We start from the raw sequence: 26,693 nt of genomic DNA, 5'->3' as shown, positions 1-26,693 counted from the left end.
GCTGAATGACATAAAAAGAGCCTGGTATTGCTACTGGGCTCTTTTTCATGTTAGGTGCAAAGTCATCCAATTATTGGGTCAATTGTTGCACAGGAATTTGTAGGACTGTGTCGAATCTCCTAGTGAGGAAGTAGAGGAGGGGTTTTTTTGCCGAACAGAAGGCTCTTCCTGATCGTGTTTCTTACTTTTTTGTTTTTTGCAGTGGCTATTGGGTTGTTAGGCGAATCTTTTCTGGAAAAAAAGAATAAACAAGAAGTGCAACCTTTTCCCCAAGTGGATACGTCTATAAGCATAAGTGAGACAAAAAATGCTGAGCCAAACGTCACACCAATTGAAGAAGCAGCGGTTCAAACGAAAAAGTGGTATAACAATCAGGTTGTGGTTTTGACGTACCATCATGTCACGGATCAATCGAATCAGCGGTATGTCATAGCTCCTGATCAATTTGCCCGACACATGAAATTTTTGCATGATAACGACCTGAATCCGATTTCGTTGGAGGAGTTCCTGCGATTTATGGAGACGGGTACCTTACCGACTGAGAATGCTGTTTTGATTACGTTTGACGATGGGTATGAGAGTTACTACAAAGAAGCATTTCCGATCTTACGTACATACGGCTACCCTTCAGTGAACTTCGCGATTGCGGGGCGCTTAAGAGATGTAGCTGACCGAAAACGGGAGAATATGACGCCACCACTTACGCGTCAACAAGTTAACGAAATGATTCATTCGGGACTGGTTACGATCGGGTCCCATACGTACAGTCTGCATGAAGAGGAAGAACGAAATGAGTGGGGCGATCTTGGCCCAGAAACAGCTCCGGTCTATCTGAAGGACTTGCATCGTTTAGAGGACGAGAAAGAGTACAGAGACCGCCTCTATGTGGATTTTAGTATATCTCGCGTCAGTTTAAGCGAATGGATGAAGCAAGAGATCGAAGTTATCTCCTTGCCGTTTGGCTTCACAAGTCCAATCGTACTGGAGACAGCTCGTCAAGCTGGCTATCGCTATGTATTTACATCCAATCGTGGATTCGTTAAACAAGGAACAGATCCGTTTGCCATTCCGCGCAATGACATGGGACTGCGAGATGTAGAAGAAGAGCACCTCCAACAGTTGTTCACGAAGGCTAAAAAAGAGTTTGAAGGAGAGCAATCATGAACAAAGCGATAGACATCAGCGTGCTGGACGGGGTGATCAAGCGAACGATTGAAACCGTAGAAACGAGTAAAACCCAAATATTTGATATAGCTGAAAACGCCAGACAGCATGGCAACTCATTGAAGTTTGATTTACATGAACTTCGACAAGAGATTTCCAAAGTAATTCAAAAAGTCGATGCGCTTGAACTGGCGTATCGCAAATCGCGCAACAAGCTCGTGCTGGTCAGTCGTAATTTTCATATGTACACGGAGGAGGATATCCGGGTTGCATATGAAGAGGCGAGCCGTATTCAGGTAGAACTGTCCATTTACCGCGAGCGGGAAAACAATTTGAAGCGAAGAAGAAATGATTTGGAGCGTCAGCTGCGTACCTTGGAAGAAACCATCGTCCGTGCGGAAAAGCTGGTTTCTCAAATGGGCGTCGTGCTTGGTTACTTGACGGGTGACTTAAGCAAGATAGGTGAGGCGCTGGAATCGGCTAAGCAGCATCAGTTGATGGGCCTAAAGGTCATCCAGGCTCAAGAAGAAGAGCGTAAGCGTGTCGCGCGCGAGATTCACGACGGTCCAGCTCAATCGATGGCGAATGTCGTGCTACGTTCGGAAATTGTAGAGCGCATGTTGAAAAACGAGCGCATTTTGGAAGCGCAAATGGAACTTCACGAGCTGAAAGAAATGGTACGCTTGAGCTTGGCAGATGTTCGACGTATTATTTTTGATTTGCGGCCAATGGCATTAGATGACTTAGGGCTAGTACCTACCTTGCAAAAATATATTCAAACGTGCGAAGAGCGTATTCAGTCTTCCATCGATCTGGTAGTATTTGGTGTGGAGCCTCCTTTGCGCAGTTCGGTAAAGGCTGCGATCTTCCGTTTGGTTCAGGAATGCCTGAACAATGTGGAGAAGCACGCAGGCGCTACGACCGTACAAGTGAAGCTGGAATTTGTACAAGATTCGTTAAGCCTTGTCGTAAAAGACGATGGGGTCGGATTCGATCTGGAAAAACGCATGGCGAATGGCAACTCTTTTGGACTCTTGGGAATGCGTGAGCGTGTACAGCTCTTAGAGGGCAGTGTCGAGCTGCAATCTGCTCCGGGAGAGGGAACCAAGGTTATATTCCAAATACCGATAAAATTGTGACGTGATACGTAAATAAGTACTGGGGGATGAACCATGGATAAGAGACAGCAAGAACTCCGCATCGTAATTGTGGATGACCATCAATTATTTCGCGAAGGCGTAAAGCGAATATTGGAAATGGAAGAAGATTTCAAGGTCGTCGGGGAAGGTGCGGACGGAGGAGAAGCCACAGTATTGGCGGAAGAGCACAAGCCGGATGTCTTGTTGATGGATATTAACATGCCGAACATAAATGGCGTTTCTGCTGCAGAAAATGTGATTTCTGTTAGCCCTTCTACTCGTGTGATTATGCTCTCGATTCATGATGATGAGGGTTATGTGTATCGTACACTTCGCGCTGGAGCGTCTGGCTACCTGCTGAAGGAAATGGGAACGTCAGACCTCGTTGACGCTGTGCGTGTAGTGGCGAGTGGTGGTGCTTACATACATCCGAAGGTGACGGGCAAGCTGATTGAAGAATTCCGTCGTCTGAGCGAGCAGGAAGGGACCGCCGAGCGTAGCTTCTCCGTAGATGAGTCACAAGCTATCGATCCAAAAGTGATCGAGTCGCTTACCCGTCGCGAGCGGGAAGTATTGCAGCTGATGGCTGAAGGGAAAAGTAATCGTGCCATTGGGGAATTCCTGTTTATTAGTGAAAAGACAGTTAAAAATCACGTCAGCAGCATTCTGCAAAAGCTTAATGTTCAAGACCGGACACAAGCGGTTGTCATCTCCATTAAAAACGGCTGGGTGAAATTGTAGGAAGCGCTTCCTATTTGCACGCTGTTCAAGCCGTGCGGCATACCTTGGTATAGGAGGAGGTATGACCGTGATGGAAGAGCTGATTGTATGGCTTTTGGCAGCATTTGGCTGCTCCTCTTTGCTGGTAATGATCGCAGAGCGCTGGACCAATCGGACAGATAGCGTGAGCGAGCTCCCGCATGAGCATTATCGGTTGCTGGTGCGCAATTCGGAACAGGTGCTGGAACGTGTAGTGAGGAGTCTGCTGTTTCGCTCGTATTGGAGTGGCAGACCGATCCGAATTACCTTGATAGATGATGGATCTGACGATGATACGAAACGGATGACAGCCGTCTTGAATCGTTATCCGTACGGCTATTGTTTAGGAGACGTACAGGAAGAGATAGCGGCTGGAACCATTGTCATTGATCTGCGGGAGAATAAAGAGGGAGCATAAAAGTTTGCTGAGCGTAAATATTATGAGCTGTCGACAATAGATCGGCGGCTTTTTTATTTTTTACGACCTGATTTTGGCTCTGAAATTTATTTGCTGGACCAGTCTGTCTTTTTGCACACTAAGAGCAAGAAGGCGGAGGAGTGAGCGTATGCGTGAGTATTTGCTGTATATCAAAGCTTGCGGCGGATCCATACCACAGGTGCAGACTTATGTTACGCCAAGCTTTTCTGTAGATCGGTCTTTTTGGCAGGAGAGAGAAGGATGTGTTTTGCATGTCATCGGGAAGACCTCGTCGCTTGCTCTTGCTTTTTCCTTGCGAGCAAAAGTGAACGGGTATTTGACGGATCAAGTCGGTAAAGGACGGGTACTGACTGATGGATATGTAAAAGAGTTGAGAGCGCTGGCAGTAAGTAGCGTGTGCGAAGCGAGCAGCTTATATGGGCGGGAAGCAGTGAACATACAGGACCGCCGAGAGCATGGGTGGTTTTCTTGGGAGTCGGTTGAGGAGAGTGTGGAGGTTTCGTATCAAGGTGGCAATGAATCCGGGAAATTGCCGGGTGCTCAGTTGGGCTATTCGGGTGGTCGTGAACTTCTCCAAAGGAGCTCCGCGTACGAGAATTTACAAAAAGCTGTTTTGAGCGAGATTTTGGATGGGCGTGCGCTTCTATGGGATGAAGTGGAGTCCTTGCTGAAAAAGCGAGGGGTGGACGTGCATGATTTACCAGCCACTTTGCATTCATTCGTGCTTGCAAACAAAGCAGAGTGGCGACCTGGTATTCGTTTTACGGTCACAAGAGGATGGTGGCGCAATCGGCTAGAGTTGGTCTGTGAGCGCTGCGGAAGTGCAGGAATGAAGGTGGAGATTACTTATTGTCATACGTGTGAGCAAGGTTGTGCTTATTGCACAGCTTGTTTAGGGATGGGCAGGAGTAAGTGTTGTACGCCGTATTTTTTAATGGATGTAGGGTCATCGCTAATCCGTAGCGCAGACCACTTGCAAAACGTGGCGAGATTGGAGTGGGTGGGACAGTATTCGGCAGATCAATCGCGGGCAGCTGACCGAGCGCGTAGCTTTGTAGCCAATCCGAGACCAGGGCTGTCTGAGTATTTGATTTGGGCGGTTTGTGGATCAGGAAAAACTGAGCTATTATTCCCTTCGATTACGGAGGCACTTGCTGCTGGCGGTCGCGTTCTGATTGCGACACCTCGAAAGGACGTCGTGTTGGAGCTGGCTCCGCGCATTAAGCGAGTCTTTCCGGGGGCTAAAGTGATTGCCGTCCATGGTTCGAGCGCGGAAAAGTGGGAAGAAAGTGACATCACGATTGCGACCACGCATCAGGTCATGCGCTATCATCGACGTTTTTTGCTGGTGGTTCTCGACGAAGCCGACGCGTTCCCTTATCATAATGATCCCATTTTGTATCGCGCGCTATCCAGAGCAGTGAAAAAGAATGGGAAGCTCCTTTACTTAAGCGCGACACCTCCGGAATATTTGCAAAAGCGGCTCGTTAGAAAAGGGCGTTCAAGCCTAGGCTCCTCTGGCGCGATACCGCTATTCTCTGATACACATGTTCTGTTGCCTGGACGCTATCATGGTGCTGCGCTTCCTGTCCCCAAGATTCTCACGGTACAAGGCTTACATAAGCGCGTTCAGACGAATCGAGCAGTGGCACCGCTAATTGACACGGTCAACAACTCCTTGAATGAAGACCGGCAAGTATTTGTTTTTGTCCCTCGAGTTGATGAAATTGACAGGATGCTATCATACCTTCAAAAGTGGCTTCCTGCTCACGCAGGGGAGATGGCAGGAGTCCACGCGGCAGACCCTTTGCGGGAGGAGAAGGTACTCGCATTTCGAGAAAAACGGTATACCGTCATGGTGACGACGACAATTCTGGAGCGGGGTGTGACCATACCGAAGAGTGACGTTGTAGTGGTAGGTGCGGAGGCACCCGTTTTTGACGAGGCGTCATTGGTTCAGATAGCAGGGCGAGTAGGACGATCCGTTGATGATACGTCGGGTAGCGTTCTATTTTTGCAAGCAGAACGATCTACTTCTCCAAAGCGGGCTGTTAGACAGATTTCACAGATGAACTGCTTGGCTCAAAAGCTCGCGGAACAAAGAGGCCTTTCATGACCAGTGGGATGTGTGTTCGTTGTGGTGGGTGTATCGTAGCATCCCTAAAGGAATCGGTCGCTCGAGAAAAAGCGCGACAGCTATCAGACCAGGCGGGCTATCCGATCACCTATCGCATGTTAAAAGGGATTATGTTATGTGGAGCTTGCCTTGATGCTTTGCCGTTGATTGGGCATGATATTTGCCAGCGGTGCGGGCGGGATAGGGAATTTCAGGATAATATCAGCCACGAAGGGTTGTGCAGGGATTGTATTCATGGAGAAGATGGTCAGAGTTTGGTCGCAAATCGGAGCCTGCTTCGCTACGAAAAGGGAGAGAGGGATTTGCTCGGATTGTTTAAATACCGCGGTGATGAGCGGCTAGCTTCATACTACGGTACACTTCTCGCCATTACCGTTCAGCGTTATTACAAGTCTAGGGGGTTTACCTGTATCACGACGGTTCCTCTGCATCCGCAGCGATTACGGGAACGCGGCTTTAATCAGGTTGATTTGCTGGCTCGTCATTTAGGAGCAGCAATCAAAATTCCTGTAAAACCGTTGCTGCTCCGGGCGAGGGACACCCCAAAGCTGAGTAAGCAAAAAGGGCGCGCTGCACGTCACGAAAGCATGCACGGAGCTTTTGTGTGGAATGGTCAGGATATGCCCTCTGCTGCTAAAATCCTGCTCCTTGACGATATTTATACAACTGGTTCGACGTTGCGTTCGTGCGCGAGGACAATCAGAGAACATTTGAGGCCAAGCTGCGAGATGTACTCCTTGACAATATACCGATAGCCAGTTTGGAAAAATTAAGCTATGATGTATGCATACAACGGATGCGGAACCGTATGAACTTTCTGAACGGAAAAGGGGTTGTCCGATATGTCTATGGGCAAGTTGGCAAACTGCTCGCGGTGTGATGCTGTATTTGTACAAGCAGTCCGTGACATTTGCCCCAAATGCTATAAAGAAGTGGAACAAGAATATGAGGCATGCGCCCAGTATTTACGCAAGCGTGAAAATCGCGGATCGAATATTCATCAAGTGAGCGAAGCCACCGGCGTGAGCGTGAGGCAAATCACGAAGTTTATTAAAGAAGGGCGTATTTCGGTTGCGGGAAATCCCAATCTTGGCTATCCATGTGAGCGCTGCGGTTTTTTAATTCGAGCAGGCAACATTTGCGAATCTTGTCTAAAAGGCTTGAAGCATGAAATTACGCAACAACTCGAGGTAGAGCAACGTTTGGACGAATTCCAACGCGCCGAACTGGCTAATGCAGCTTATCGAAGAAAGCAGAATAGTGACGAATAGTTTTGTGCAAAAAAACTAATCGTACATGATGAAATTGCCGATGATACTACTAAGAGGTGTCATCGGTTTTTTCTATGAAAAGACCGTTGGTATGAGAGGATGGTAATCAGATGCGGATTAATGAACCTAACCGTGTCGGGATGATCAATGCCTACAACAAGACAGGAAACAATCAGGTAGGCAAAAGCGGCAAAGTCCCGATGGGCAAGGATGAAGTAAACATTTCCACAGAGGCGCTGGAAATGCAAAAGCAAGTAGAAGATGTCAACTCTCCACAACGTCGGGAAAAAGTGGAGCAGTTGAAGAAGCAATTGGAGGAAGGAAAATATCACGTCTCAAGTGAGCGGATCGCTGATAAGCTCCTGTCCTTTTGGAAAAAGTTGTAACACAGATCTGAAGAGGGCTTTTTGAATAGCCTCTTTGAATAGTTTCGATGGAAGATGAGGAGAAGCAAGGAATGAACAGACTCTACGATCTGCTCGACAACTTGATCCAGTTGCACAAAGCCTTGTACACCTTAGCCATGCACAAGAAAGAAGTGCTGGTAAAAGGAAATGTGGATGAACTTATAGCCATTACACGCCAGGAGCAAAAACTGATCAAGGGCGTCACAGAAGCTGAAGCAGCCCGCCAGCAAGTCGTAAAAGAACTGACAGCACAGAAGGGCTTTGCGCTGCAAGAAGGCACACTGGCTGAATTGATCAAGTTGACGACCAGTGCGGAAGAGAAGATGCGACTCACTTCCTGTCGTAATGAGCTAAGCCGGATTGTGACTGAACTGCGGGATGCTAACGACCTGAATCAGCAGTTACTGGAGCAATCCCTTTCTTTTGTCAACATGACGCTCGACCTGATCACAGATACGCCCGAGGACGACTACATCTACGGAAGGCCAACCTCGGATACTTATCGTCAGGCTAATCGAACATTTTTCAATAAAAAAGCGTAAAGAGGTGTCGAAATGCGCTCAACTTTTCATGGAATTGAAGTCAGCAAACGCGGCTTGTTCGCTCAACAGTCCGCGCTAAATACAACGGGCCACAATATCTCCAATGCGAATACGGAAGGCTACAGCCGCCAGCGCGTGAATATGCAGGCTACGAATGGTTTGCCTTATGTAGGGATGCAAGCGAGTATCGAGCCAGGGTTGCTCGGGACTGGGGTTCAAGCTACTAGTATCCAGCGTCTGCGGGAAGAGTTTCTGGATATTCAGTATCGGAATGAGTACAAACGTCAAGGTTACTGGGATGGGCGTTTGGAAACGTTGGAGAAATTGGAAGGCATCATGAACGAGCCGTCTGACACTGGTTTGCAAAAGGTTATGGACCAAATGTGGCAAGCATGGCAGGACTTGGCCAAAGACCCTACTGATACATCAGCTCGCGCAGTTGTTCGAGAACGAAGCAAGGCAGTAGCGGATACATTTAATACGCTGACCAATCATATTAAGGAAGTACAAACTGATCTCAATAACGTGGTCAATGTAAAATCAATGGAGATCAACTCCTTGGGCCAACAGATTGCAAACCTGAACAATCAGATTGCAAACGTTGTACCTCACGGCTATCAGCCAAATGATCTCTACGACCAGCGTGACGTGCTTTTGGACAAGCTCTCCAAGCTGGTGGAGGTCCGTGCGACTCAATCAACAGCGGGTATGGTTAACGTGACCATTGAAGGTCGGGAATTTGTTACTGGAATTACATCGCAGCCGGTAGCTACTGTACAGAATCCAGCTACGGGCATGAGTGACATGACGCTGGGCGGAGCGGCGTTTGTGCCGACAACCGGCTACATGGCAGGAACCCTCCAATCTCGTGATCAGATCGTGCCGGGCATGCTGAAACGCTTGGATGTTTTGGCGGTGAATCTGACGAAAGAAATTAATGATCTGCATCGGGCAGGACGAAGCTTGAGTGATATTAACAATGGGACTGTACAGGATTTGCCGTTCTTTGTGGATGCGAATTCACTGGCTGCTAACCCAGCAACCAAAAATTATCCAACGAGTGCATCTGGGATTGTCATTAATCCGGAAATTATGAAGAGCTTGGATGCGATTGCGGCTGCACAAGCAGAAGCAGGAGGCACCCCTGTAGGAAATAACAAGAGCGCTCTGGCTATTGCTTCAATTAAGTTCAAGGTACTGGCTGCCGGCACTGGACCTAACGATTTGGCTGAAAGCTCTACGCTGGATAATTACTATCGGTACACGATCAGCCAATTGGGAGTTGACGCCCAGGAAGCTGAGCGTAACCAATTAAACGCTGAAATGCTCGTGGGCACTGTTGACAACCAACGTCAATCAGTATCTGGCGTATCGATCGATGACGAAATGGCAGAAATGGTGAAATACCAGCATGCATACAGTGCTTCTGCTCGTGTCATGACAAGTATGGACGAAGTTTTGGACAAAGTCATCAACGGTATGGGCCGAGTGGGCCTCTAATTGGGAGGGAATAGATTATGGCAGTACGTGTGACGCAGAACATGCTGAATAGTAATATGCTGCGGAATTTGCATAAATCAATGCGGAATATGGATAGTTTGCAAGATCAATTGTCTTCTGGAAGCAAAATTGAGAAACCTTCTGATGATCCAGTCATAGCAGCGCGTGGAATGTTTTACCGCTCTTCGTTGATGGAGAATGACCAGTATAAGCGGAATGTGGGTGAGGCACAGTCTTGGATGGACATGACAGACAGTACCATGGATGAAGTGGGCAGCGTCATGAAGCGTATCAAGGAGCTGTTAGTGTACTCTGGGGATGGCGCCATTTCGCCTGACGACTTGAAAACAATGGGATCTGAAGTTCAGGAATTGAAGAATCATTTGGGGACTCTTGCCAACCAGCAAATAAATGGAAAGTATATATTTGCAGGAACTGATACAAATAAAGCTCCCTATGATTCAAATGCAAACGGCGGTAAAGGAGATTTTGTAAGCACAAATAGTTCTCCCATTAATTTAGAAGTGAGTCAAAATGTCTTTGTTACATCGAATATCAACGCCCAAAACATATTTAATTTCCCTGACAATGCAAATAATATGTTTAAATTGCTTGATAACATTATGACTGAACTGAATAACGGAAGAAGTGCCTCCCAATTTATTGGAGGATTAGATCAGCAGTATGATAAGCTCTTAGCCGAGCGAGCATCATTAGGTGCCAGTGTAAATCGTGTAGACTTAATTGCGGAGAGGCTCAATTCCCAAGAAGTAAGCATTACGGGATTAATGTCGAAGAATGAAGATGCTGATATGGCTGAAGTTATGACCAATCTAAAAACGCAGGAAAGTGTACATTCAGCAGCATTGGGTTCTGGAGCCCGCATTATTCAACCAACTCTGTTAGACTTTTTGAGATAGAGAGTAGGAGGATAGCGTGATGCAGATTCCACAGATACGCATGGAAAGCACTTTTGCGCAGCTTGGTCTAAATATCCGAAAACCGATACAGGAAATCAAGCAGCCTCAAGCGGAAATGAACCTTAGTCAGAAGCCTGCAGAGCTTAATATTGAACAAGGAAGGATCGAGCTACAGATCGATTCTAGTCAGGCACGCGCAAACATCGGCATCATGACCTCGATGCAGTTTAGTGACAAGAATGCAGCCTATGGGCGGGAAAAGTGGTTACAAGCGATCGCTGAGAAAAGTCAAGATGGCGACCGTATGATGAAAATTTATACAAAAGAGAATGCAATCGCGGAAATTGGCAGAGAAAAAGGCTTAAAAGTCTTAGAGGGTGGATACAGACCATCGTCAACATCTAATGATGAAGGTGTAGATATTAATTTTCAGGTACACCCGGTCTCCATCCATGTCACGCGGAATGGCATGAGCATTGATCCTGTATCAAGACCTCCAGAACTTTCCTATACACCGGGTAAGGTAGAGCCTTATATGATACAATATAATAGCCTGAAGATTAGCGTGGCAGGAAGTCAACTGGATCAAATGATGTAAGCGAGGGGAAAACATGAGTGGAAGTCAACAGGTTGAATTGGGTAGGCTCTTTTTTGAGGATGGCATCCCAGGGTTTTCTCATTTGCAGTTTTTTCAGTTGATGCAAGAAGAGGATAGTCCCTTTTTTCTAATTCAATCGACAGAAGAGAAGGATATTGGTTTTTGGGTCATTGATCCTTTTTCCTTTTTTCCAGACTACAAGTTTGAATTATCCAATGTAGCAAAAGAAGCATTACGAGTGGAAGAGGACTCGCCAATCGGAGTGTTTTCTATCGTTACAATTCGCGGAAACAATCAAGCAACAGTAAACCTAAAGGCTCCAATTGTTGTCAACCTGTCGAATCGGATGGGAAGGCAGGTCATTATACAGGAAGATATATACTCCATTCGTCAGCCGTTGTTCGAGCAACAAGCTGTCAATAGAAAGTAGGTGGTGTTTGCATGCTCGTCCTTTCTCGAAAGAAAAATGAATCGATCATGATTGGAGACACCATCGAAATTAAAATTATTTCCGTTGATGGAGATCAGATCAAACTTGGCATCGAAGCACCGCGTAATTTGGATGTGCATAGAAAAGAGATTTTTGAAGCCATTCAGGAAGAGAATCGACTTGCTACGAAGAATCAGAGTGATTGGGCTGCTGTGAAACAGCTTTTTGAAACCAGCAAGGAGAAAAAAGATGGTCAGTAGATCATCTTTTTTCTTTTTTTGCAGAAAAAAGTAGAAAAAACACTAAACACACAAATGCTCCCAACCGATAACTATAGTGTAGAGACAAAGTCACAAGCGCGCGATTGTGAATCGTCTCAAAATATTGCAACAGTCACAGGGACGTGACTGTCGACAACTCAAGGAGGAACTTTACATGATTATCCAACACAATATGTCTGCTCAAAACACTCATCGTCAACTGGGTGTAAACTCCAGCAACCTGTCCAAAAACGTTGAGAAACTGTCTTCCGGCTACCGCATCAACCGTGCTGCTGACGACGCTGCTGGTCTCTCCATCTCCGAGCGTATGCGCGCACAAGTTCGTGGTATGGAACAAGCTTCCCGCAACTCCCAAGATGGTATCTCTCTGATCCAAGTTGCTGAGGGTGCATTGCAAACAGTTAACAACATGCTCGTTCGCGTTAAAGAAATCGCTACTCAATCTGCGAACGGTACTTACCAAGATACTACTGACCGCTCCCGTCTGCAAGAAGAGTTGGATGAGTTGACTAAAGAGGTAACAAACATCATGTCCAACACCAAGTTCAACAGCATCTCTTTGCTGGATGGTAACGGTGGCAAAGACATCGATTTGCAAATTGGTCAAGAAAAAGCTCAAACTTTGACTCTTGTTACTTCCAAATTTGACCTGAAATCCGTTGAGGATATGGTTAAAAAATGGAAAATCGGTACTCAAAGCGGCGCTAAGAGCGTATTGGGTAGCATCGATACTGCGATCAACCAAGTTTCCGCAGCTCGTTCTTACCTGGGTGCGAACCAAAACCGTCTGGAAAACACAATCAACAACCTGAACATCACTGCTGAGAACCTGACTGCTGCTGAATCTCGTATTCGTGACGTAGATATGGCGAAAGAGCAAATGGCGTTCACTAAGAACAACATTCTGACTCAAGCTTCTCAAGCAATGTTGGCACAAGCAAACCAATTGCCACAAGGTGTTCTGCAATTGCTGCGTTAATCTTTTCTCCATTAAAAAAGCACGAACTTCTTTACAGAAGTCGTGCTTTTTTTTATTTCCATCTTTATCATATAATTGAACGTCTAAAAGTTTCCGATATACATAATGACTGACACTAAGGAGGCACTTATGAAAATTATTGCGAATAATCAAGAGTTTCATATACAAGATCAACAAACCAATAGCGTTACCTCTATCATATCTTTTATAAACCAAATCATTGCTGAAAGCTCAATGGTTTTCTGTGGGATGAAAGTGGATGGAGAAGAAATTTACGATCATTTTGAAGAGCTCTTATCCGAGAGGGAATCGATTCAAGTTATTGAGCTAATTTTGGTGACAAAAGAGCAACTTGCAAAAGAAACGCTTATCTCCATTCGTGAGTATGTGAGCAGAGCGTTAACACTTCTCCCAGGGGTTGTTGAGGCGTTCTATTCTGATAGCCCTTCTTCAGAGGAGTGGACGAAATTATCTCAAATGATCGAGGGTGTACAGTGGATACAGAACTCTTCACAATATTACGCTGACCTTGATTTTGTTGATAGCTTTGTTTTTACTCAACAGCTTGAAGACTTGAATACTGCTGTTATGCAACAAGACCATACGATGATTGCAGATATTATTCAATATGAAATCATTACAAAATATGAAGCATTGCATCAAGGAATTGGTGAACTCTCCATGCATGAGGTGGGCCAGCATGATGCAAATTGATAACCTAACGTGTTTGAAAAAGTACTACCCACAGCTATGGGACAACTTTCAGAAATATGATCGAAATGAGAATGAAAAAGTACGTGTGGAAGAAACGAAAACAGGTGGAACCACGATCGCAGTTCTAGCCAATTCCGGATGGAACTATATACATAGCAAATACAATCCGGTACAAGAAGCACAACGCTTTATTCAAACTCTCGAAGATATCGGAGATCGCCATGTCCTGTTTTATGGTGTCGGTTTCGGTTATCACATTGATGAATTTATACAATTGCATCCAACGGCTATGTTTTCCATTTATGAGCCTAATGCTGCTATTTTTTCAAAGTTAGTGGAAAGTAGATCGCTGGAGGATTGGGGTCCTTCGAAAAAGCTTGTCCATTTGATGCTAGAGGTACGGGCAGAAGATGTGAAGAGCCAATTATCGCAGTTTACGCATTTGCAAGATAAAGAAGTATATGTGGTCGTTCATCCAAGCTACGAGAGAATTTTTGCAGAACAAACAAAAGCTTTTATTGATACATTTAGAGATGTTGTCTATGAGGCGCGTAACAGATTGTTAACAGGTCAAGTCTTTGCGAAAAGGATGGCTATCAATGGCTTGTTCAACATGCCCCATATTATGAAAACACCCAATATTTTAGATGGTCATGGAGGACATTTTAAAGACAAGCCGGCTATCATTGTGGGGGCAGGTCCATCCTTAAACGATGAGTTTGAGAACTTGCGCTACATCAAAGAAAATGGACTTGCATACATTTTTTCCGTAGGTTCAGCCATTAACCAATTGATTAATGCTGGTATTACACCGGATGCGACTTTTGCTTATGATGGTAGTGCATTGAACTCCAAGGTGTTTGAGAAAGTGATTGATAGCAAAATCGATAATGTTCCCTTAGTGTTTGGTAGTACAATGGGGTTTGAAACCGTTAATAACTATCATGGCAAAATGGCAAACTTCTTGGTTCGTGACGATTACATCATGGACATGTTTATTAAAAGAAATGACGATAATGCATTCCATTACATTGATAGATTTGGAAGTATTGCGACCTTAACACTACAAGTTTTGAGTCACATTCAATTTTCACCGATTATTTTAGTGGGGATCAACCTTGCTTTTCGTGGAAATGAAATATATGCAAAAGGTATCAATTATACGGAAACTGAGTTGACTGATTGGAGAAAAGAGCAGGCTATCGTTGTAAAGGATGTTGAAGGGAAAGACACATACACCAGTAAGCTCTTCTTGTCTATGAAAGATGAGATGGAGCAGTTGATCGAACGTGTCTCACATCCAGATATCATCAATTCCACAAAAGAAGGGGCTCATATTGAAGGAACAGTCTTCTTACCCTTGGAAACCGTCATTCGTGAAAGACTCAGTACAACGGGGATTGTTCAACAAGATTGGCTAGATTTAATTAAAGATACGTTTTCTTACGACTTGGAACATTTCAAGATGACTGTGAAAACAATGACAAAAGAAAGTACGGAACTAGATGTTGTTTTCAAGCGCTTTGAAGAGTTGTTTGATGAGATGGAGCATTACATCTCTAGTCAAAATTCCCGACAGCTTGATCTGTGTTTTAACAAATTTGATAAGCTTTTTGATCGCTTGCAAAGAAATAAGTACTACCTAAGAATAATTCAATCCATGAATTATATTGAGTTTAATTTGATACTTAAAATGTTTGATGAGGTACGATCCTCTTCAGATATCGTGATGAAAGCACGCAGAGTTATCGATCAGTTTAAAAACTATTTGTTTGCCACTAAAAATGACAGTATCGCAATTAAAAGATTACTAGAAGATATGTACGAGAAAGTGATTGAGGAAGGCAGTGCAACTTGATACGGAGATGATCTAATGGATTTGAAAAACAAAAAAATACTAGTAACAGGAGCAGATGGTTTCATCGGCTCACATTTAACAGAAGAACTAGTACGTCAAGGTCATGATGTAAAAGCTTTCGTTTATTACAATTCATTTAATTCATGGGGATGGCTCGATCATTTACCGAAAGAAACCTTGAAAGGAATTGAGGTATTTGCCGGGGACATTCGTGATCCCTATGGAGTTAAACAAGCGATGAAGGGATGCGATGTTGTTCTTCATTTGGCTGCCTTAATTGCGATTCCATATTCTTATCATTCTCCAGAAACGTATGTGGACACGAACATAAAAGGTACATTGAACATACTGCAAGCTGCTCGAGAATTAAACGTGGAAAAAGTGGTACACACTTCAACCAGTGAAGTTTATGGAACTGCTCGTTTTGTCCCGATTACTGAAGAACATCCACTTCAAGGACAATCTCCTTATTCTGCGAGTAAAATTGGTGCCGACCAGATGGCGATGTCTTTCTTTAGCTCATTTGATTTGCCAGTATCCATAATCCGTCCTTTTAATACGTATGGTCCTAGGCAGTCAGCACGTGCGGTGATTCCTACAGTTATCACACAAATTGCCAATGGACAGAAAACCATTCAACTTGGTTCGCTTTCACCTACAAGAGACTTTAATTATGTGAAAGATACAGTTAGAGGATTTCTGTCGGTCGCTCAATCTGACAGATCCATTGGAGAAGTAATAAATATAGGAAGTAATTACGAGGTCTCAATCGGCCAGACAGTAGAGTTTATAGCAGAGTTAATGGGTGAAAAAATACACATTGAGACAGACAACCAGCGTATTCGTCCAGAGAAGAGCGAAGTAGAGCGCTTATGGGCGGATAATTCGAAGGCGAAGAATTTAACTGGATGGCACCCCGAATATGGGGGAGTAGAAGGTTTCAAACGGGGACTAAGTGAAACAATCGAGTGGTTCACTAATCCCGTTCATCTATCCCAATACAAGGCAGGGATTTATAACCTATGAGTCAGCTAACCTCGCTAGAACAAATAGTCGCCAAACTGAAAGAAGTCACCCATTTTGCGGACAAGTTTATTCCTTTGCATGAGCCATGCTTTCAAGGGAATGAGTGGAAGTATGTGAAAGAGTGTATAGATACTGGATGGGTATCATCAGTAGGAAAATACGTAGATCAGTTTGAAGAAAAGCTACAAGAATATACGGGGGTGAAGCGAGCTGTGGCCGTAATGAATGGCACGGCCGCTTTGCATATATGTCTGAAATTAGTTGGAGTAGAGCCGGAAGATGAAGTATTAATGCCGGCTCTCACGTTTATTGCTACCGCTAATGCAATTGCCTATTGTGGAGCGACCCCACATTTTATCGATAGCAGTTTTACTACTCTTGGTGTAGATCCCAAGAAATTAAATGATTATTTGCTTGAAATTGCAGAGGTAAGGGGCAAGGAGTGCTTTAATAAAATAACTGGCAAAAGAATAAAAGCTGTCGTTCCTATGCATACATTTGGGCATCCTGTTGAATTAGATGAATTGATAGATGTATGCGAGAGGTTTCATCTTGAACTTGTAGAGGACGCAGCTGAATCACTAGGTTCCTATTACAAAGGGGTTCATACGGGAAATTTGGGACGTGTGTCGGCTCTCAGTTTTAATGGAAATAAAGTAATTACGACTGGTGGCGGAGGAGCAATATTAACGAACGATGAGGCCTTAGGCAAATACGCAAAGCATATTACAACAACTGCGAAAATGCCGCATAAATGGGCCTTTGAACATGACCAAATCGGTTACAATTATCGTCTTCCAAACATCAATGCAGCATTAGGATGCGCGCAATTAGAACAGTTGCCAATGTTTATTGAGCGGAAAAGGGCACTGGCACAAAAATATGCCCAGGTATTTGCGTCTATTCCTGAAATCACATTCTTTCATGAGCCCAAATTAGCGACGAGTAATTACTGGTTACATGTGCTTTTGCTATCGCCTGAGTTGGAGAAAAATCGTGATCAATTGCTGGAAATGACAAACGAACAAGGTTTGATGACTCGTCCCGCCTGGAAACTGCTTCACGAATTGCCAATGTATAAGAATGCTCCGAAGATGGATATCGTGGTAGCAAAACAGCTAGAAGAAAGAATCATAAATATTCCAAGCAGCTCTAACCTGGGGGCTAGTTATGTCACAACGTAAACTTTGTGTAGTTACAGGTACACGTGCCGAATATGGCCTTCTGTATCACCTTATGAAAGAAATACAAGAAGATACAGATTTGCAATTACAGATTATTGTAACTGGCATGCATTTATCTCCTGAATTTGGGTTGACTTATCGCTCGATAGAGCAGGATGGTTTTGCTATTGACGAAAAAATTGAAATGCTTTTATCCAGCGATACCTCGGTCGGAATTGCAACTTCGGTTGGCATAGGGACAATTGGGTTTTCACAGGCGTATGAACGTCTGAGACCTGATCTGGTCGTATTGCTTGGGGATCGTTTTGAGATTTTGGCTGCGGCTCAAGCTGCAATGATTGCAAGAATACCCATCGCTCATTTGCATGGAGGGGAAACAACCGAAGGAGTCATTGACGAATCGATAAGACACGCCGTGACCAAAATGTCGCAACTACACTTTGTAGCAGCAGATGAATACAGAAAAAGAGTTATTCAACTAGGTGAGAATCCAGATCGAGTGTTCAACGTGGGCGCAATTGGGCTTGATAATATACGAAAATTACCGCTTCTAAATAAGGAAGCCTTTGAAAAGTCTATCGATTTTGCTTTAAGCAAGCCAAGTTTTCTTATTACTTATCATCCCGTTACATTGAAGAAGAACCATTCTGAATCTGCAATGCTCGAGCTTTTACAAGCACTTGATCATTTCTCTGATGCAACCTGTATATTCACAAAGCCAAATGCGGATATGGGGGGACGCATCATTTGTGAAATGATCGATAGATACGTGGAGATTAATTCTTCCAGATGTGTTTCATTTACTTCTCTTGGGCAATTACGTTATTTAAGCGCACTGCAACATGTAGATGCCGTAATTGGAAATTCATCAAGTGGCATTATCGAAGTGCCTTTTTTTCAGAAGGGCACCGTTAATATCGGGGATCGCCAAAAAGGGAGGATTCGAGCGGAATCCGTTATTGATTGTGTAGAACAAAAAGATTCCATTATTTCAGCGATTAGACAGGCTCTCTCAAACGAGTTCCAGGAAAAGCTACGAAGTATGGAGTCTCCTTACGGTAAGGAATACGTTTCGGCGAAAGTGAAAAATGTACTGAAGGAAGTAAGCCTGGACAATTTGCTGCATAAAACTTTTTTTGACATCGAGGATTAGTAGAGATGTGCAAACATCTCTAGGAGGTACTATTATGACGAAGACATTTATTATTGCCGAAGCTGGTGTAAATCACAACGGATCTTTGGAGATGGCCAAAGAGCTCGTCTATTGTGCTGCAGAAGCAGGTGCTGATGCGGTGAAATTCCAGACGTTTAGGGCCAAAAGTATTATAAGTAAATATGCAGAAAAAGCCGATTATCAGAAGAGAACGACCGGTGTTGAAGAATCGCAATTAGAAATGGTGCAGAAATTGGAATTGTCGTTGGAAATGCATCATGAACTCGTAGAAACTTGTAAACAATGTAACATTAAATTTTTGTCCACCCCGTTCGATCTTGAAAGTGTAGACCTGTTGGCTGAGGAAATCGGTGTAGATTTACTTAAGCTACCTTCGGGAGAAATAACAAATGCGCCGCTTTTATTAAAAGCAGCTCTAACGGGGCTACCTATTATCCTCTCCACTGGAATGTCTAATCTAGGAGAAATAGAAGAGGCTCTAGGAGTTTTGGCTTTTGGCTACTTACGTTTCTCGCAGGCGCCATCTATCAGAGAGTTTCAAGAGGCGTATGCAAGTGAGGAGGGGCAACAAGTTCTTCGTGAAAAAGTAACGTTACTTCATTGTACAACTGAGTATCCAGCACCATATGTCGATGTGAACTTGAGGTCAATGGATACCTTGGCTGCGGCCTTTCAACTTCCAGTAGGATTCTCCGATCATACCGCTGGAATAGCTGTTCCGATTGCGGCTGTGGCTAGAGGTGCGCAGGTCATCGAGAAGCATTTTACGCTGGATAGAACTTTGCCAGGGCCTGATCATCAGGCCTCCCTAGAGGGGGCAGAACTCAAGCAAATGATTGATTCAATTCGGCAAGTGGAGCTATCGCTGGGTAAAGCGTATAAAATGCCTACACCTTCGGAACAAAAAAACAAATTTATCGCCCGCAAGAGCTTGGTTGCAGCATGTAGTATTCAAAAAGGTGAAATATTGACAATCGACAATCTAACTGCAAAACGACCAGGAACAGGTATTCCTCCGATTCGAATCTGGGACTTGATTGGGAAAGTCGCAAGTAAAGATTACGAACAAGATGAGTTGATTCAGGAATGAAGCCTGTAATTGTACTTGGTGGCGGTGGACATGCCAAAGTATTATTGGATACGTTAATTTTACAGGGTCATAATATCTTGGGATTCACGGACCTCCAGTCCCAAGCTAGCATATGGGGAATTCCGTATCTAGGTCATGATGTAGAGATCGAAAAATTTTCTCCCAAAGATTTGGTACTAGTAAATGGGATCGGTGCAGTCGGCAATAATTCAATCCGAAAGAAATTATTCTGTTTTTATAAAGAGCGGGGATACAGTTTCGCAAGTGTTATTCATCCAACTGCGATCATATCCCCTCGAGTAGTAATTGGTGAAGGCGCTCAAATAATGGCTGGCGCTGTCGTGCAAGCAGATGTACATATAAGCGGTAATGTTATTGTAAATACACGAGCCTCTATTGATCATGATTGCAGGATTAATGACCATGTACACATAGCACCAGGGGCAACTCTTTCCGGTGGTGTACATATTGAAGAAGGTGCATTCGTTGGCGCTGGTGCTGTAGTTATTCAAGGTATTCAGATTGGGACAGGAAGTATTGTTGGGGCCGGAGCTGTTGTTATCAAGGATGTTCCGAAAAATAGAAAAGTAGCAGGTGTGCCTGCACACGTGATTGGATAAGCAACAAGAAAGGGGTGGGGAGTGGTGAATTGGAGAGACCTTTTGGTATCACCGCAAACGCCTATCATTCATACATTGGAAATTATCGATAAGAATGCCAGACAAATTGCTTTAGTTGCAGATGAAAATGATAGATTGCTCGGCACTGTAACAGATGGTGACATCCGGAGAGGCTTGTTAAAGGGAAGGGGGCTTCAAGATCCTACCTCCACGATTATGAATCCATATCCTACGGTAGCTTCTCCGTATGACTCAAAAGAGAATATCCTTGCCCTCATGAAAATCAAGCATCTTCATCAAATTCCGATTGTTGATGAAGACGGGCGAATTGTGCATGTAGAGATGTTAAATGACCTTTTGCGTCCGAAAAAAAAGGACAATTGGGTGGTTCTAATGGCCGGTGGATTGGGAACTCGCCTTCATCCATTAACGCATGATTGCCCCAAACCTTTATTGGCAGTTGGGAACAAGCCATTATTGGAAACGATTTTGCAGAGTTTCATTGATCAAGGATTCCATAAGTTTTATATCTCAGTGAAATACAAGGCAGAGATGATTCAGGACTATTTTGGCACCGGTGAGCGATGGGGTGTTACTATTTGCTATTTGCAAGAAAAGGAGTCATTGGGTACGGCAGGAGCATTAAGTTTATTGCCAGACAAGCCAGTGGAACCTTTTTTTGTCATGAACGGTGACTTACTAACAAAGGTGAATTTTGAACAACTATTAGATTTTCACAAGACGTATCAAGCAAAAGCAACAATGTGCGTTCGAGAGTACGAATATCAAGTTCCATATGGTGTTGTCCGGTTAGATAAGCATCGACTGACAGCTATAGAGGAAAAGCCGATTCAGCGATATTTTGTCAACGCAGGCATTTATGTCATGGATCCGCAAGTTTTAGAACACATTCCACATAATGAAAACTTGGATATGCCAAGTTTGTTTGAGCAATTGATGAAGCAAGAACAGCAAACAATCGCATTCCCGATTAGAGAGTATTGGTTGGATATTGGGCGCATTGCTGATTTTGAAAAAGCGAACAAAGAGTATATGGAGGTATTCAGTTGAGGGCGCTCGTCATTGGCTTTGGATCAATCGGAATGAGACATGCACGTGTATTGAGAGAGTTAGGGTGCAAAGTTTGTGTGGTTAGCAGTCGAGAGGTTGATTGGGATTGCTCCTACCACGCTCTTTCCGAAGCCTTGCAAAAAGAGAACCCTCAGTATGTTATTGTTGCAAATAAAACATCTGAGCATTATCAGACGCTTTTGGAATTAGAAAATCAAGGCTATAGAGGGAAGGTTCTTGTAGAGAAGCCGCTTTTTCATTTGGAAGCAAGTATGCCGCCTCATAGCTTTGACATTTTTGTTGGCTATAATCTCCGTTTCCATCCTGCAATTCAGAAGCTGAAAATGCTCATGCAGGGTCAAAAAATACTATCTCTTCATGTTTATACAGGTCAGTATCTTCCCCAATGGCGCCCTCACGCAGACTACCGAAAGACGTATTCAGCTAAGAAAAGTGAGGGTGGAGGGGTTCTCAGAGACTTGAGTCACGAGTTGGATTATGTAAATTGGTTATTAGATGGATGGGAAAGCTTAACCGCAGTCGGCGGGAAATTCAGCTCTTTAGAAATAGATAGTGATGATATTTACTCCATTATGCTAAAGACGAAGAAGTGTCCTATTGCAAGCATAAATATTAATTATATCGAGAAGAGTCCTAAGCGATTTATTATCGTGAATACAGATCAGGATACGATAAAAGTGGATATGATAGGAAATACATTAACCGTGAATGAACGGACAGAGCCATTTGAGGTTTCTAGAGATTATACATATAAAATGCAACATGAAGCGGTTTTGTCAGACAATGTATGGGATGTCTGTCATTCAGAAGAAGCAATGGATGTAATGAATATGATAAACGCAATTGAAGAGGCAAATGAGAAAAGGAGTTGGGTCTCGAAATGAAAAGGCTGTGCACGATTTGCGCAAGAGGAGGCTCAAAAGGGGTGAAGAATAAAAATATTCGTCCCTTGATGGATCGTCCTCTTATTGCATTTAGTATAAAACAGGCGAAACAATCGGGCTTGTTCGATTGCGTAGCAGTTAGTAGTGATTCTAGGGAAATACTGGAAGTAGCACGGGAATATGGGGCAGACATTCTTATTGAGAGACCCGATCAAATGGCAACGGATGAGTCAGCAAAACTTCCTGCTATTCAACATTGCGTTAGTGAAGTTGAAAAACAATTAAAGGTCACGTTTGGTACCCTTGTTGATTTGGATGCAACATCCCCGTTGCGAATAGTTGAGGATATTCAAGGAGCAGTTGAATTGTTGGAGAGGAAGCAGTGCTCCAATGTGATAACGGCTGCACCAGCTAGAAGATCACCCTACTTTAATTTAGTGGAGTTAAACACAAATGGATTTGTTCAACTATCAAAAAAGCTAGACCAAGCTATTGTAAGAAGACAAGATTCACCAAAATGCTATGACATGAATGCTTCGATATATGTTTGGAGTCGCGATGCGTTCTACGGGGCAAATTCGGTTTTTTATGAAGATACCATGCTTTTTGAAATGCCAGAGGAGCGGTCTATTGATATCGACTCTGAAGTTGATTTTATGTTTGTTGACTTTTTACTAAACCAAAAGAGGGATCTATATGAAACCTTATTCTTATAAAAAATTGTTCGATTTACAGGGAAAAACAGCAATTGTTACAGGCGGACTAGGTATCTTGGGAAGGCACTTCTGCAGAGGATTAGCCGAATTCGGAGCTAATGTCGCAGTAGTTGACCTTGATTTAGAAGGTGCGAGGGCATTTGCTCAAGAACTCGAGGCCTCGTATAGAGTAAAGTGCTTAGGTGTCTCTTGTGATGTTTCTTCTCAGCAGTCGGTTAATAAGATGGTAGAGGAAGTCGTAAATGCATTTGGGGAGATACATATTCTGCATAATAATGCTGCTAGTAAATCAAAGGATCTAGATGCTTTTTTTGCGCCATTTGAAGAATATTCAATGGAACAATGGCGGGAAATTATGTCTGTCAATATAGATGGCATGTTTTTAGTTGCACAAGCCGTTGGCAAGCAAATGGTCCTTCAGGGTAAGGGGGGCTCCATTATACAAACAGCCTCTATTTACGGAATTGTTGCACCGGATAATAGAATATACGATGGCTCGTTTTATTTGAACAGGCAAATTAATACCCCAGCAGTCTACTCCGCATCGAAATCATCTGTTCTTGGGCTGACGAAGTACTTGGCGACGTATTGGGCACCACAAGGGATTCGAGTCAATACACTCATACCTGGTGGTGTAGAAAGTGGCCAAAATGAGGAGTTTAAACAAAAATATTCGAATCGTGTACCTTTAGCAAGAATGGCGCAGCCAGAAGAGCTGGTAGGAGCATTGGTGTATCTAGCTTCAGATTCATCTAGTTATGTTACCGGCCAACAAATAGTAGTTGATGGCGGTTTGTCAGTCTGGTAATCGATCACTACTAATTACATCACAAAGTTGGGGATTAACATGAAAATAATCATACTTGGGGACTCGCTTGCCTTACCAAGGCCACATCGAATAAAAAGTTTCGATCCTGAAGTGGATAAAGAATTGGCCGTTCATTTTGATGAAACTTACGGTTGTTTGTTACAGAACGAACTACTGAACGCATACCCGACAGTTCGGTTTACTGTTACCAATCGTGCGCAACGGCTTACAACCATTAAGGATATAGCTGCCCAATTTGGCGATCATCTTTTTTACTTTCAGCCAGATGTTATCGTTATGCAGGTAGGCATTGTTGATTGCTGGATAAGAGATGAGCTTGGTGGTAAACAACTGGTCAATATTGTCGAATTTGAACAGCATTATCGTGCTATTCTTACCCTTTTGCAGAAACGGCCAGAAACCAAACTTATTGTCGTGGGAATTTGCCCTACTTCTATTAAGATGGAAAAGCGCTATCCAGGAATCCTGCAGCAGATAAACTTGTACAATCAAGTATTGAAGAGTGGAGAAAATCATCACCAAGTATTTTTTATGGAGATGGAGTCGTACATTAACAGTCACAATCCTCATGTCTATCTCTTGCCAGATGATCATCACTTGAATAAGAAAGGCAATGAATTAATCAGTAGACGTCTTGTAGAGATAATAAAGGCATTTCAAGAAAATGTTACAGGTTGCAAGATGTTTGAGACTGATGCGGAGCTTAGCTACAAGCATTTTATAAAATCGTATGAAATTTTTCCGTACTTTGGTGATAATTTATACAATTTGATTTACTTATCTTACCAAATGCAAGACTGGGGAAAGACAGTTGAGTATATAAAATTTGTTCGGATGAATCAAATACAGCATCCAGCCTTACCTCAACTTGTGGACATGATAAAGGAGCAAATGAACTCATGAGTATGAGTACCATAGGGATTATTGGCTTAGGACCGATGGGACATAGGTACGTAGAAGCAATTCAAATGTTGCCTGAACCAGTTAAAATCGCTGTTACAGATCTAAGAACAGATGTGATCGAACAAGCAAAGGCAAAGTATCCGAAACAGGAATTTAGTGTCTACACCAATCATGAGGACATGTTGAAGAGTGAGCAGCTAGATGTCTTGATTATCGCTACAAATGGACCTAGTCATTACTCTTTGTTTTTAGATGCAATAAAATTTGGAGTTAACAGGGTTATCTGTGAGAAACCTATTGCCACTTCAATTCACCAGGCGCAAGAAATGGTGTCGATTGCACGTGAAAAAGGAGTGAAGCTAGCTGTCAATCATGGTCGGAGATGGGCGGCTGACTACTTACTTTTACGGGAAAAATTGAAATCTGGCGTTATCGGTCCTGTAGAAAGCATGATGTTTTCTATGGGAGGTGGTCAAATGGGGTGTAATGGTACTCACTTTATTGATCTTGCTAGTTTCCTATTGGACGATAAGGTTGAACAAGTATGCGGATTTTTAAATGATGAAGGTGTACCGAATCCAAGAGGAGCAAATTTTAAAGACCCTGGTGGATATGCCATTATACACTTCAGTGCTGGAACTCGTATGTTCTTTGAATTAACCGAAGATCTTGGCATTCCTCCTGTGCTAGTTATTAACGGGAAATATGGGCGGATTACTGTTAACGAGCTCCAACGATCTTATTTTATAGAAGCGCGGAATGAGCAGGATCGGGAACTTCCTGTCACTCGTTATGGGACACCTTTACATGAAACGCAAACGTGTAAACTGGAGTTAAACATTATTGAGTTTTGCCAAAATCTATTAATGAACATGTTACAGGACCACATACCAGCCAATCCTCAATTTGCTGTCGATGCGTTAGAAACAGTCATTGGGATTCATTACTCTCACCACTTAGGTAACAAAGTAATCAATTTACCTATAACCGATGAAGAATATTGTAACAAACTGTTTTCGTTTACGTAGTGAGGGGGGAGACAGATGATATCGCTAGGAATAATAGGTACGGGGTCAATAGCCCCCCATTATATACAAGCCATCCATTGGTTAAATCAACACAGAGAAACGGAAATAAAAGTAATTGCAGCTGTTAATCGCACAGAAGCCAGTAATGAAAGAGCAAGAAATGTGCTAGGCATCCCAAAAACTTACACTAGTATTCACGATATGATTTCTGCGGAGAAACTGGACGGTATTATCGTTGCTGTTCCTTTTCCTAGCATTTATGAAGTAACTATGAATCTAATTCCTACGCGGATTCCCCTGCTAATTGAAAAACCGCCGGGTCTAACTATGGAGCAAACCCGACAATTGTCGCAGTTAGCGAGAATGCATCAGGCAAGTGTAATGGTAGGATTTAACCGCCGCTTCTATAGTGTAGTCGATCAAGCGAAACGACTGATAGAAGAATCAGGCGGTCTGCTGGGAATGAGAATGGATGTTTTTGAACGCTATAGACTATTGCGAGAAAACGGTTATCCTTCAGAGAAATTAGAGAAGCTGTTCACAGCTAATAGTATTCATTGCATAGATTTAATACGCTATTACTGCGGGGATCTTGATGCCATTCATGCTTTTTCTAATCAATCGTCTGAGGAGCCTTTTAATCATCGATATGCAGCATTGATCGTCGCAAAGAGGAACATACCGATTACATTCCAAGCGTATTGGCATTCAATGGGGAACTGGAATTACGAATTGTATTTGCAGGATGGAAAAATTCAGTTTACCAATATGGAAGAGGCACTAGTTTCTTTTCGAAATAAAGAGCCTTATCGTTTAACCCCCAATCAAGTGGATCGGGATACAAAGCCAGGATTTGCTGAACAAATGATGCATTTCTTGAATCAGGTAATACACTTCTCCGGTAATGCAGGTTATGAAGGTGAAATGTCCATCCATGACGCAGTAAATACGATGGCTCTCGTAGAATCGTTGCAAACGTAAAATAATATAAATAGAGAAGGTAAAGCTT

At 43.4% G+C, this 26,693-nt stretch carries 29 protein-coding genes; all 29 read left to right on the top strand.

The features are described from left to right. The first annotated feature begins 147 nt into the window (after positions 1-147). The 29 genes from HP567_RS29645 (at position 148) to HP567_RS29505 (ending at position 26,665) form a co-directional block, all read left to right on the top strand. Entirely contained in the window at positions 148-1,164 is a 1,017-nt protein-coding gene (locus HP567_RS29645) for a polysaccharide deacetylase family protein (protein WP_173612176.1), read from the top strand. Then, positions 1,161-2,303, top strand: a complete 1,143-nt coding sequence (locus tag HP567_RS29640) for a sensor histidine kinase (protein ID WP_047069765.1) — start codon at positions 1,161-1,163, stop codon at positions 2,301-2,303. Before HP567_RS29645 ends, HP567_RS29640 begins: the two co-directional genes overlap by 4 nt. A gap of 33 nt (positions 2,304-2,336) precedes the next feature. Beyond that, positions 2,337-3,044 (top strand): response regulator, encoded by a 708-nt coding sequence (locus HP567_RS29635; protein ID WP_015893575.1) that lies wholly within the window; start codon positions 2,337-2,339, stop codon positions 3,042-3,044. Positions 3,045-3,114: 70 nt separating this feature from the next. After that, positions 3,115-3,480, top strand: coding sequence for a glycosyltransferase family A protein (locus HP567_RS29630; protein WP_173612244.1), 366 nt, complete (start codon positions 3,115-3,117; stop codon positions 3,478-3,480). A gap of 148 nt (positions 3,481-3,628) precedes the next feature. Further along, positions 3,629-5,617, top strand: coding sequence for a DEAD/DEAH box helicase (locus HP567_RS29625; RefSeq protein WP_173612177.1), 1,989 nt, complete (start codon positions 3,629-3,631; stop codon positions 5,615-5,617). Then, positions 5,614-6,393: a ComF family protein gene (locus tag HP567_RS29620; RefSeq protein ID WP_173612178.1), complete on the top strand. Its 780-nt coding sequence runs from the start codon at positions 5,614-5,616 to the stop codon at positions 6,391-6,393. Before HP567_RS29625 ends, HP567_RS29620 begins: the two co-directional genes overlap by 4 nt. An 87-nt stretch (positions 6,394-6,480) precedes the next feature. After that, positions 6,481-6,909 (top strand): TIGR03826 family flagellar region protein, encoded by a 429-nt coding sequence (locus tag HP567_RS29615; RefSeq protein WP_173612179.1) that lies wholly within the window; start codon positions 6,481-6,483, stop codon positions 6,907-6,909. A 110-nt stretch (positions 6,910-7,019) separates the two neighbouring features. Further along, positions 7,020-7,295 (top strand): flagellar biosynthesis anti-sigma factor FlgM, encoded by a 276-nt coding sequence (gene flgM / locus HP567_RS29610; RefSeq protein ID WP_173612180.1) that lies wholly within the window; start codon positions 7,020-7,022, stop codon positions 7,293-7,295. A gap of 71 nt (positions 7,296-7,366) precedes the next feature. Beyond that, positions 7,367-7,858 (top strand): flagellar protein FlgN, encoded by a 492-nt coding sequence (locus tag HP567_RS29605; RefSeq protein ID WP_142065939.1) that lies wholly within the window; start codon positions 7,367-7,369, stop codon positions 7,856-7,858. A gap of 12 nt (positions 7,859-7,870) precedes the next feature. Continuing rightward, positions 7,871-9,358 carry a flagellar hook-associated protein FlgK gene (gene flgK / locus HP567_RS29600; RefSeq protein WP_173612181.1) on the top strand — a complete coding sequence of 496 codons (1,488 nt, stop codon included), beginning with the start codon at positions 7,871-7,873 and terminating at the stop codon, positions 9,356-9,358. 17 nt (positions 9,359-9,375) lie between these two features. Then, complete coding sequence (gene flgL / locus HP567_RS29595) at positions 9,376-10,278, top strand: flagellar hook-associated protein FlgL (RefSeq protein ID WP_173612182.1); 903 nt, start codon at positions 9,376-9,378, stop codon at positions 10,276-10,278. A 19-nt stretch (positions 10,279-10,297) separates the two neighbouring features. Then, the gene (locus tag HP567_RS29590; RefSeq protein ID WP_173612183.1) at positions 10,298-10,876 is read left to right on the top strand and encodes a DUF6470 family protein; all 579 of its coding nucleotides are present in this window, start codon (positions 10,298-10,300) and stop codon (positions 10,874-10,876) included. A 13-nt stretch (positions 10,877-10,889) separates the two neighbouring features. Beyond that, positions 10,890-11,306, top strand: a complete 417-nt coding sequence (gene fliW, locus HP567_RS29585; protein WP_173612184.1) for a flagellar assembly protein FliW — start codon at positions 10,890-10,892, stop codon at positions 11,304-11,306. A gap of 11 nt (positions 11,307-11,317) precedes the next feature. Continuing rightward, positions 11,318-11,566 (top strand): carbon storage regulator CsrA, encoded by a 249-nt coding sequence (gene csrA / locus HP567_RS29580; RefSeq protein ID WP_173612185.1) that lies wholly within the window; start codon positions 11,318-11,320, stop codon positions 11,564-11,566. A 175-nt stretch (positions 11,567-11,741) separates the two neighbouring features. Further along, on the top strand, positions 11,742-12,566 hold the full coding sequence (locus HP567_RS29575; RefSeq protein ID WP_173612186.1) for a flagellin N-terminal helical domain-containing protein: 825 nt from the start codon (positions 11,742-11,744) through the stop codon (positions 12,564-12,566). 129 nt (positions 12,567-12,695) lie between these two features. After that, complete coding sequence (locus HP567_RS29570) at positions 12,696-13,280, top strand: hypothetical protein (RefSeq protein WP_173612187.1); 585 nt, start codon at positions 12,696-12,698, stop codon at positions 13,278-13,280. Beyond that, a complete protein-coding gene (locus HP567_RS29565; protein WP_173612188.1) occupies positions 13,267-15,138 on the top strand; it encodes a motility associated factor glycosyltransferase family protein in 1,872 nt (623 codons plus the stop codon). Before HP567_RS29570 ends, HP567_RS29565 begins: the two co-directional genes overlap by 14 nt. Before the next feature lie 15 nt (positions 15,139-15,153). Next, complete coding sequence (locus HP567_RS29560; protein WP_173612189.1) at positions 15,154-16,164, top strand: NAD-dependent 4,6-dehydratase LegB; 1,011 nt, start codon at positions 15,154-15,156, stop codon at positions 16,162-16,164. Beyond that, complete coding sequence (locus tag HP567_RS29555) at positions 16,161-17,348, top strand: LegC family aminotransferase (protein ID WP_173612190.1); 1,188 nt, start codon at positions 16,161-16,163, stop codon at positions 17,346-17,348. Before HP567_RS29560 ends, HP567_RS29555 begins: the two co-directional genes overlap by 4 nt. Then, positions 17,335-18,501 carry a UDP-N-acetylglucosamine 2-epimerase gene (neuC, locus tag HP567_RS29550; protein WP_173612191.1) on the top strand — a complete coding sequence of 389 codons (1,167 nt, stop codon included), beginning with the start codon at positions 17,335-17,337 and terminating at the stop codon, positions 18,499-18,501. The genes HP567_RS29555 and neuC overlap by 14 nt, the downstream gene beginning before the upstream one ends. Positions 18,502-18,535: 34 nt before the next feature. Beyond that, positions 18,536-19,612, top strand: a complete 1,077-nt coding sequence (neuB, locus tag HP567_RS29545; protein ID WP_173612192.1) for an N-acetylneuraminate synthase — start codon at positions 18,536-18,538, stop codon at positions 19,610-19,612. After that, a complete protein-coding gene (locus HP567_RS29540; RefSeq protein WP_173612193.1) occupies positions 19,609-20,232 on the top strand; it encodes an acetyltransferase in 624 nt (207 codons plus the stop codon). Before neuB ends, HP567_RS29540 begins: the two co-directional genes overlap by 4 nt. Before the next feature lie 21 nt (positions 20,233-20,253). Beyond that, the gene (locus HP567_RS29535) at positions 20,254-21,303 is read left to right on the top strand and encodes a nucleotidyltransferase family protein (protein ID WP_173612194.1); all 1,050 of its coding nucleotides are present in this window, start codon (positions 20,254-20,256) and stop codon (positions 21,301-21,303) included. Then, positions 21,300-22,208 (top strand): Gfo/Idh/MocA family protein, encoded by a 909-nt coding sequence (locus HP567_RS29530; RefSeq protein ID WP_173612195.1) that lies wholly within the window; start codon positions 21,300-21,302, stop codon positions 22,206-22,208. The genes HP567_RS29535 and HP567_RS29530 overlap by 4 nt, the downstream gene beginning before the upstream one ends. Next, the gene (locus tag HP567_RS29525) at positions 22,205-22,924 is read left to right on the top strand and encodes an acylneuraminate cytidylyltransferase family protein (RefSeq protein WP_173612196.1); all 720 of its coding nucleotides are present in this window, start codon (positions 22,205-22,207) and stop codon (positions 22,922-22,924) included. The genes HP567_RS29530 and HP567_RS29525 overlap by 4 nt, the downstream gene beginning before the upstream one ends. After that, positions 22,905-23,732 carry an SDR family oxidoreductase gene (locus tag HP567_RS29520; protein ID WP_173612197.1) on the top strand — a complete coding sequence of 276 codons (828 nt, stop codon included), beginning with the start codon at positions 22,905-22,907 and terminating at the stop codon, positions 23,730-23,732. Before HP567_RS29525 ends, HP567_RS29520 begins: the two co-directional genes overlap by 20 nt. Positions 23,733-23,771: 39 nt before the next feature. Further along, positions 23,772-24,656, top strand: a complete 885-nt coding sequence (locus HP567_RS29515) for an SGNH/GDSL hydrolase family protein (protein ID WP_173612198.1) — start codon at positions 23,772-23,774, stop codon at positions 24,654-24,656. After that, positions 24,653-25,684 (top strand): Gfo/Idh/MocA family protein, encoded by a 1,032-nt coding sequence (locus HP567_RS29510; RefSeq protein WP_173612199.1) that lies wholly within the window; start codon positions 24,653-24,655, stop codon positions 25,682-25,684. Before HP567_RS29515 ends, HP567_RS29510 begins: the two co-directional genes overlap by 4 nt. Positions 25,685-25,699: 15 nt before the next feature. After that, positions 25,700-26,665 (top strand): Gfo/Idh/MocA family protein, encoded by a 966-nt coding sequence (locus tag HP567_RS29505; RefSeq protein WP_173612200.1) that lies wholly within the window; start codon positions 25,700-25,702, stop codon positions 26,663-26,665. The last annotated feature ends 28 nt before the right edge of the window (positions 26,666-26,693 follow it).

The sequence above is a fragment of the Brevibacillus sp. M2.1A genome (assembly GCF_013284355.2).
In the GTDB taxonomy this organism is placed as follows: domain Bacteria; phylum Bacillota; class Bacilli; order Brevibacillales; family Brevibacillaceae; genus Brevibacillus.
The sequence above is the reverse complement of the archived record's forward strand: the minus strand, read 5'-3'. Positions and strand labels throughout refer to the sequence as shown.

Bases quoted from the DNA above. Each gene is read 5' to 3' on its own strand.
- HP567_RS29620 (WP_173612178.1), top strand. From the start codon at position 5,614: ATGACCAGTGGGATGTGTGTTCGTTGTGGTGGGTGTATCGTAGCATCC.
- HP567_RS29520 (WP_173612197.1), top strand. From the start codon at position 22,905: ATGAAACCTTATTCTTATAAAAAATTGTTCGATTTACAGGGAAAAACA.
- HP567_RS29605 (WP_142065939.1), top strand. From the start codon at position 7,367: ATGAACAGACTCTACGATCTGCTCGACAACTTGATCCAGTTGCACAAA.
- HP567_RS29630 (WP_173612244.1), top strand. From the start codon at position 3,115: ATGGAAGAGCTGATTGTATGGCTTTTGGCAGCATTTGGCTGCTCCTCT.
- HP567_RS29590 (WP_173612183.1), top strand. From the start codon at position 10,298: ATGCAGATTCCACAGATACGCATGGAAAGCACTTTTGCGCAGCTTGGT.
- fliW (WP_173612184.1), top strand. From the start codon at position 10,890: ATGAGTGGAAGTCAACAGGTTGAATTGGGTAGGCTCTTTTTTGAGGAT.
- HP567_RS29570 (WP_173612187.1), top strand. From the start codon at position 12,696: ATGAAAATTATTGCGAATAATCAAGAGTTTCATATACAAGATCAACAA.
- HP567_RS29510 (WP_173612199.1), top strand. From the start codon at position 24,653: ATGAGTATGAGTACCATAGGGATTATTGGCTTAGGACCGATGGGACAT.
- HP567_RS29560 (WP_173612189.1), top strand. From the start codon at position 15,154: ATGGATTTGAAAAACAAAAAAATACTAGTAACAGGAGCAGATGGTTTC.
- flgM (WP_173612180.1), top strand. From the start codon at position 7,020: ATGCGGATTAATGAACCTAACCGTGTCGGGATGATCAATGCCTACAAC.
- HP567_RS29635 (WP_015893575.1), top strand. From the start codon at position 2,337: ATGGATAAGAGACAGCAAGAACTCCGCATCGTAATTGTGGATGACCAT.
- csrA (WP_173612185.1), top strand. From the start codon at position 11,318: ATGCTCGTCCTTTCTCGAAAGAAAAATGAATCGATCATGATTGGAGAC.
- HP567_RS29625 (WP_173612177.1), top strand. From the start codon at position 3,629: ATGCGTGAGTATTTGCTGTATATCAAAGCTTGCGGCGGATCCATACCA.
- HP567_RS29505 (WP_173612200.1), top strand. From the start codon at position 25,700: ATGATATCGCTAGGAATAATAGGTACGGGGTCAATAGCCCCCCATTAT.
- HP567_RS29575 (WP_173612186.1), top strand. From the start codon at position 11,742: ATGATTATCCAACACAATATGTCTGCTCAAAACACTCATCGTCAACTG.
- HP567_RS29615 (WP_173612179.1), top strand. From the start codon at position 6,481: ATGTCTATGGGCAAGTTGGCAAACTGCTCGCGGTGTGATGCTGTATTT.
- flgK (WP_173612181.1), top strand. From the start codon at position 7,871: ATGCGCTCAACTTTTCATGGAATTGAAGTCAGCAAACGCGGCTTGTTC.
- HP567_RS29555 (WP_173612190.1), top strand. From the start codon at position 16,161: ATGAGTCAGCTAACCTCGCTAGAACAAATAGTCGCCAAACTGAAAGAA.
- flgL (WP_173612182.1), top strand. From the start codon at position 9,376: ATGGCAGTACGTGTGACGCAGAACATGCTGAATAGTAATATGCTGCGG.
- HP567_RS29525 (WP_173612196.1), top strand. From the start codon at position 22,205: ATGAAAAGGCTGTGCACGATTTGCGCAAGAGGAGGCTCAAAAGGGGTG.
- HP567_RS29515 (WP_173612198.1), top strand. From the start codon at position 23,772: ATGAAAATAATCATACTTGGGGACTCGCTTGCCTTACCAAGGCCACAT.
- HP567_RS29640 (WP_047069765.1), top strand. From the start codon at position 1,161: ATGAACAAAGCGATAGACATCAGCGTGCTGGACGGGGTGATCAAGCGA.
- neuB (WP_173612192.1), top strand. From the start codon at position 18,536: ATGACGAAGACATTTATTATTGCCGAAGCTGGTGTAAATCACAACGGA.
- HP567_RS29565 (WP_173612188.1), top strand. From the start codon at position 13,267: ATGATGCAAATTGATAACCTAACGTGTTTGAAAAAGTACTACCCACAG.
- HP567_RS29540 (WP_173612193.1), top strand. From the start codon at position 19,609: ATGAAGCCTGTAATTGTACTTGGTGGCGGTGGACATGCCAAAGTATTA.
- neuC (WP_173612191.1), top strand. From the start codon at position 17,335: ATGTCACAACGTAAACTTTGTGTAGTTACAGGTACACGTGCCGAATAT.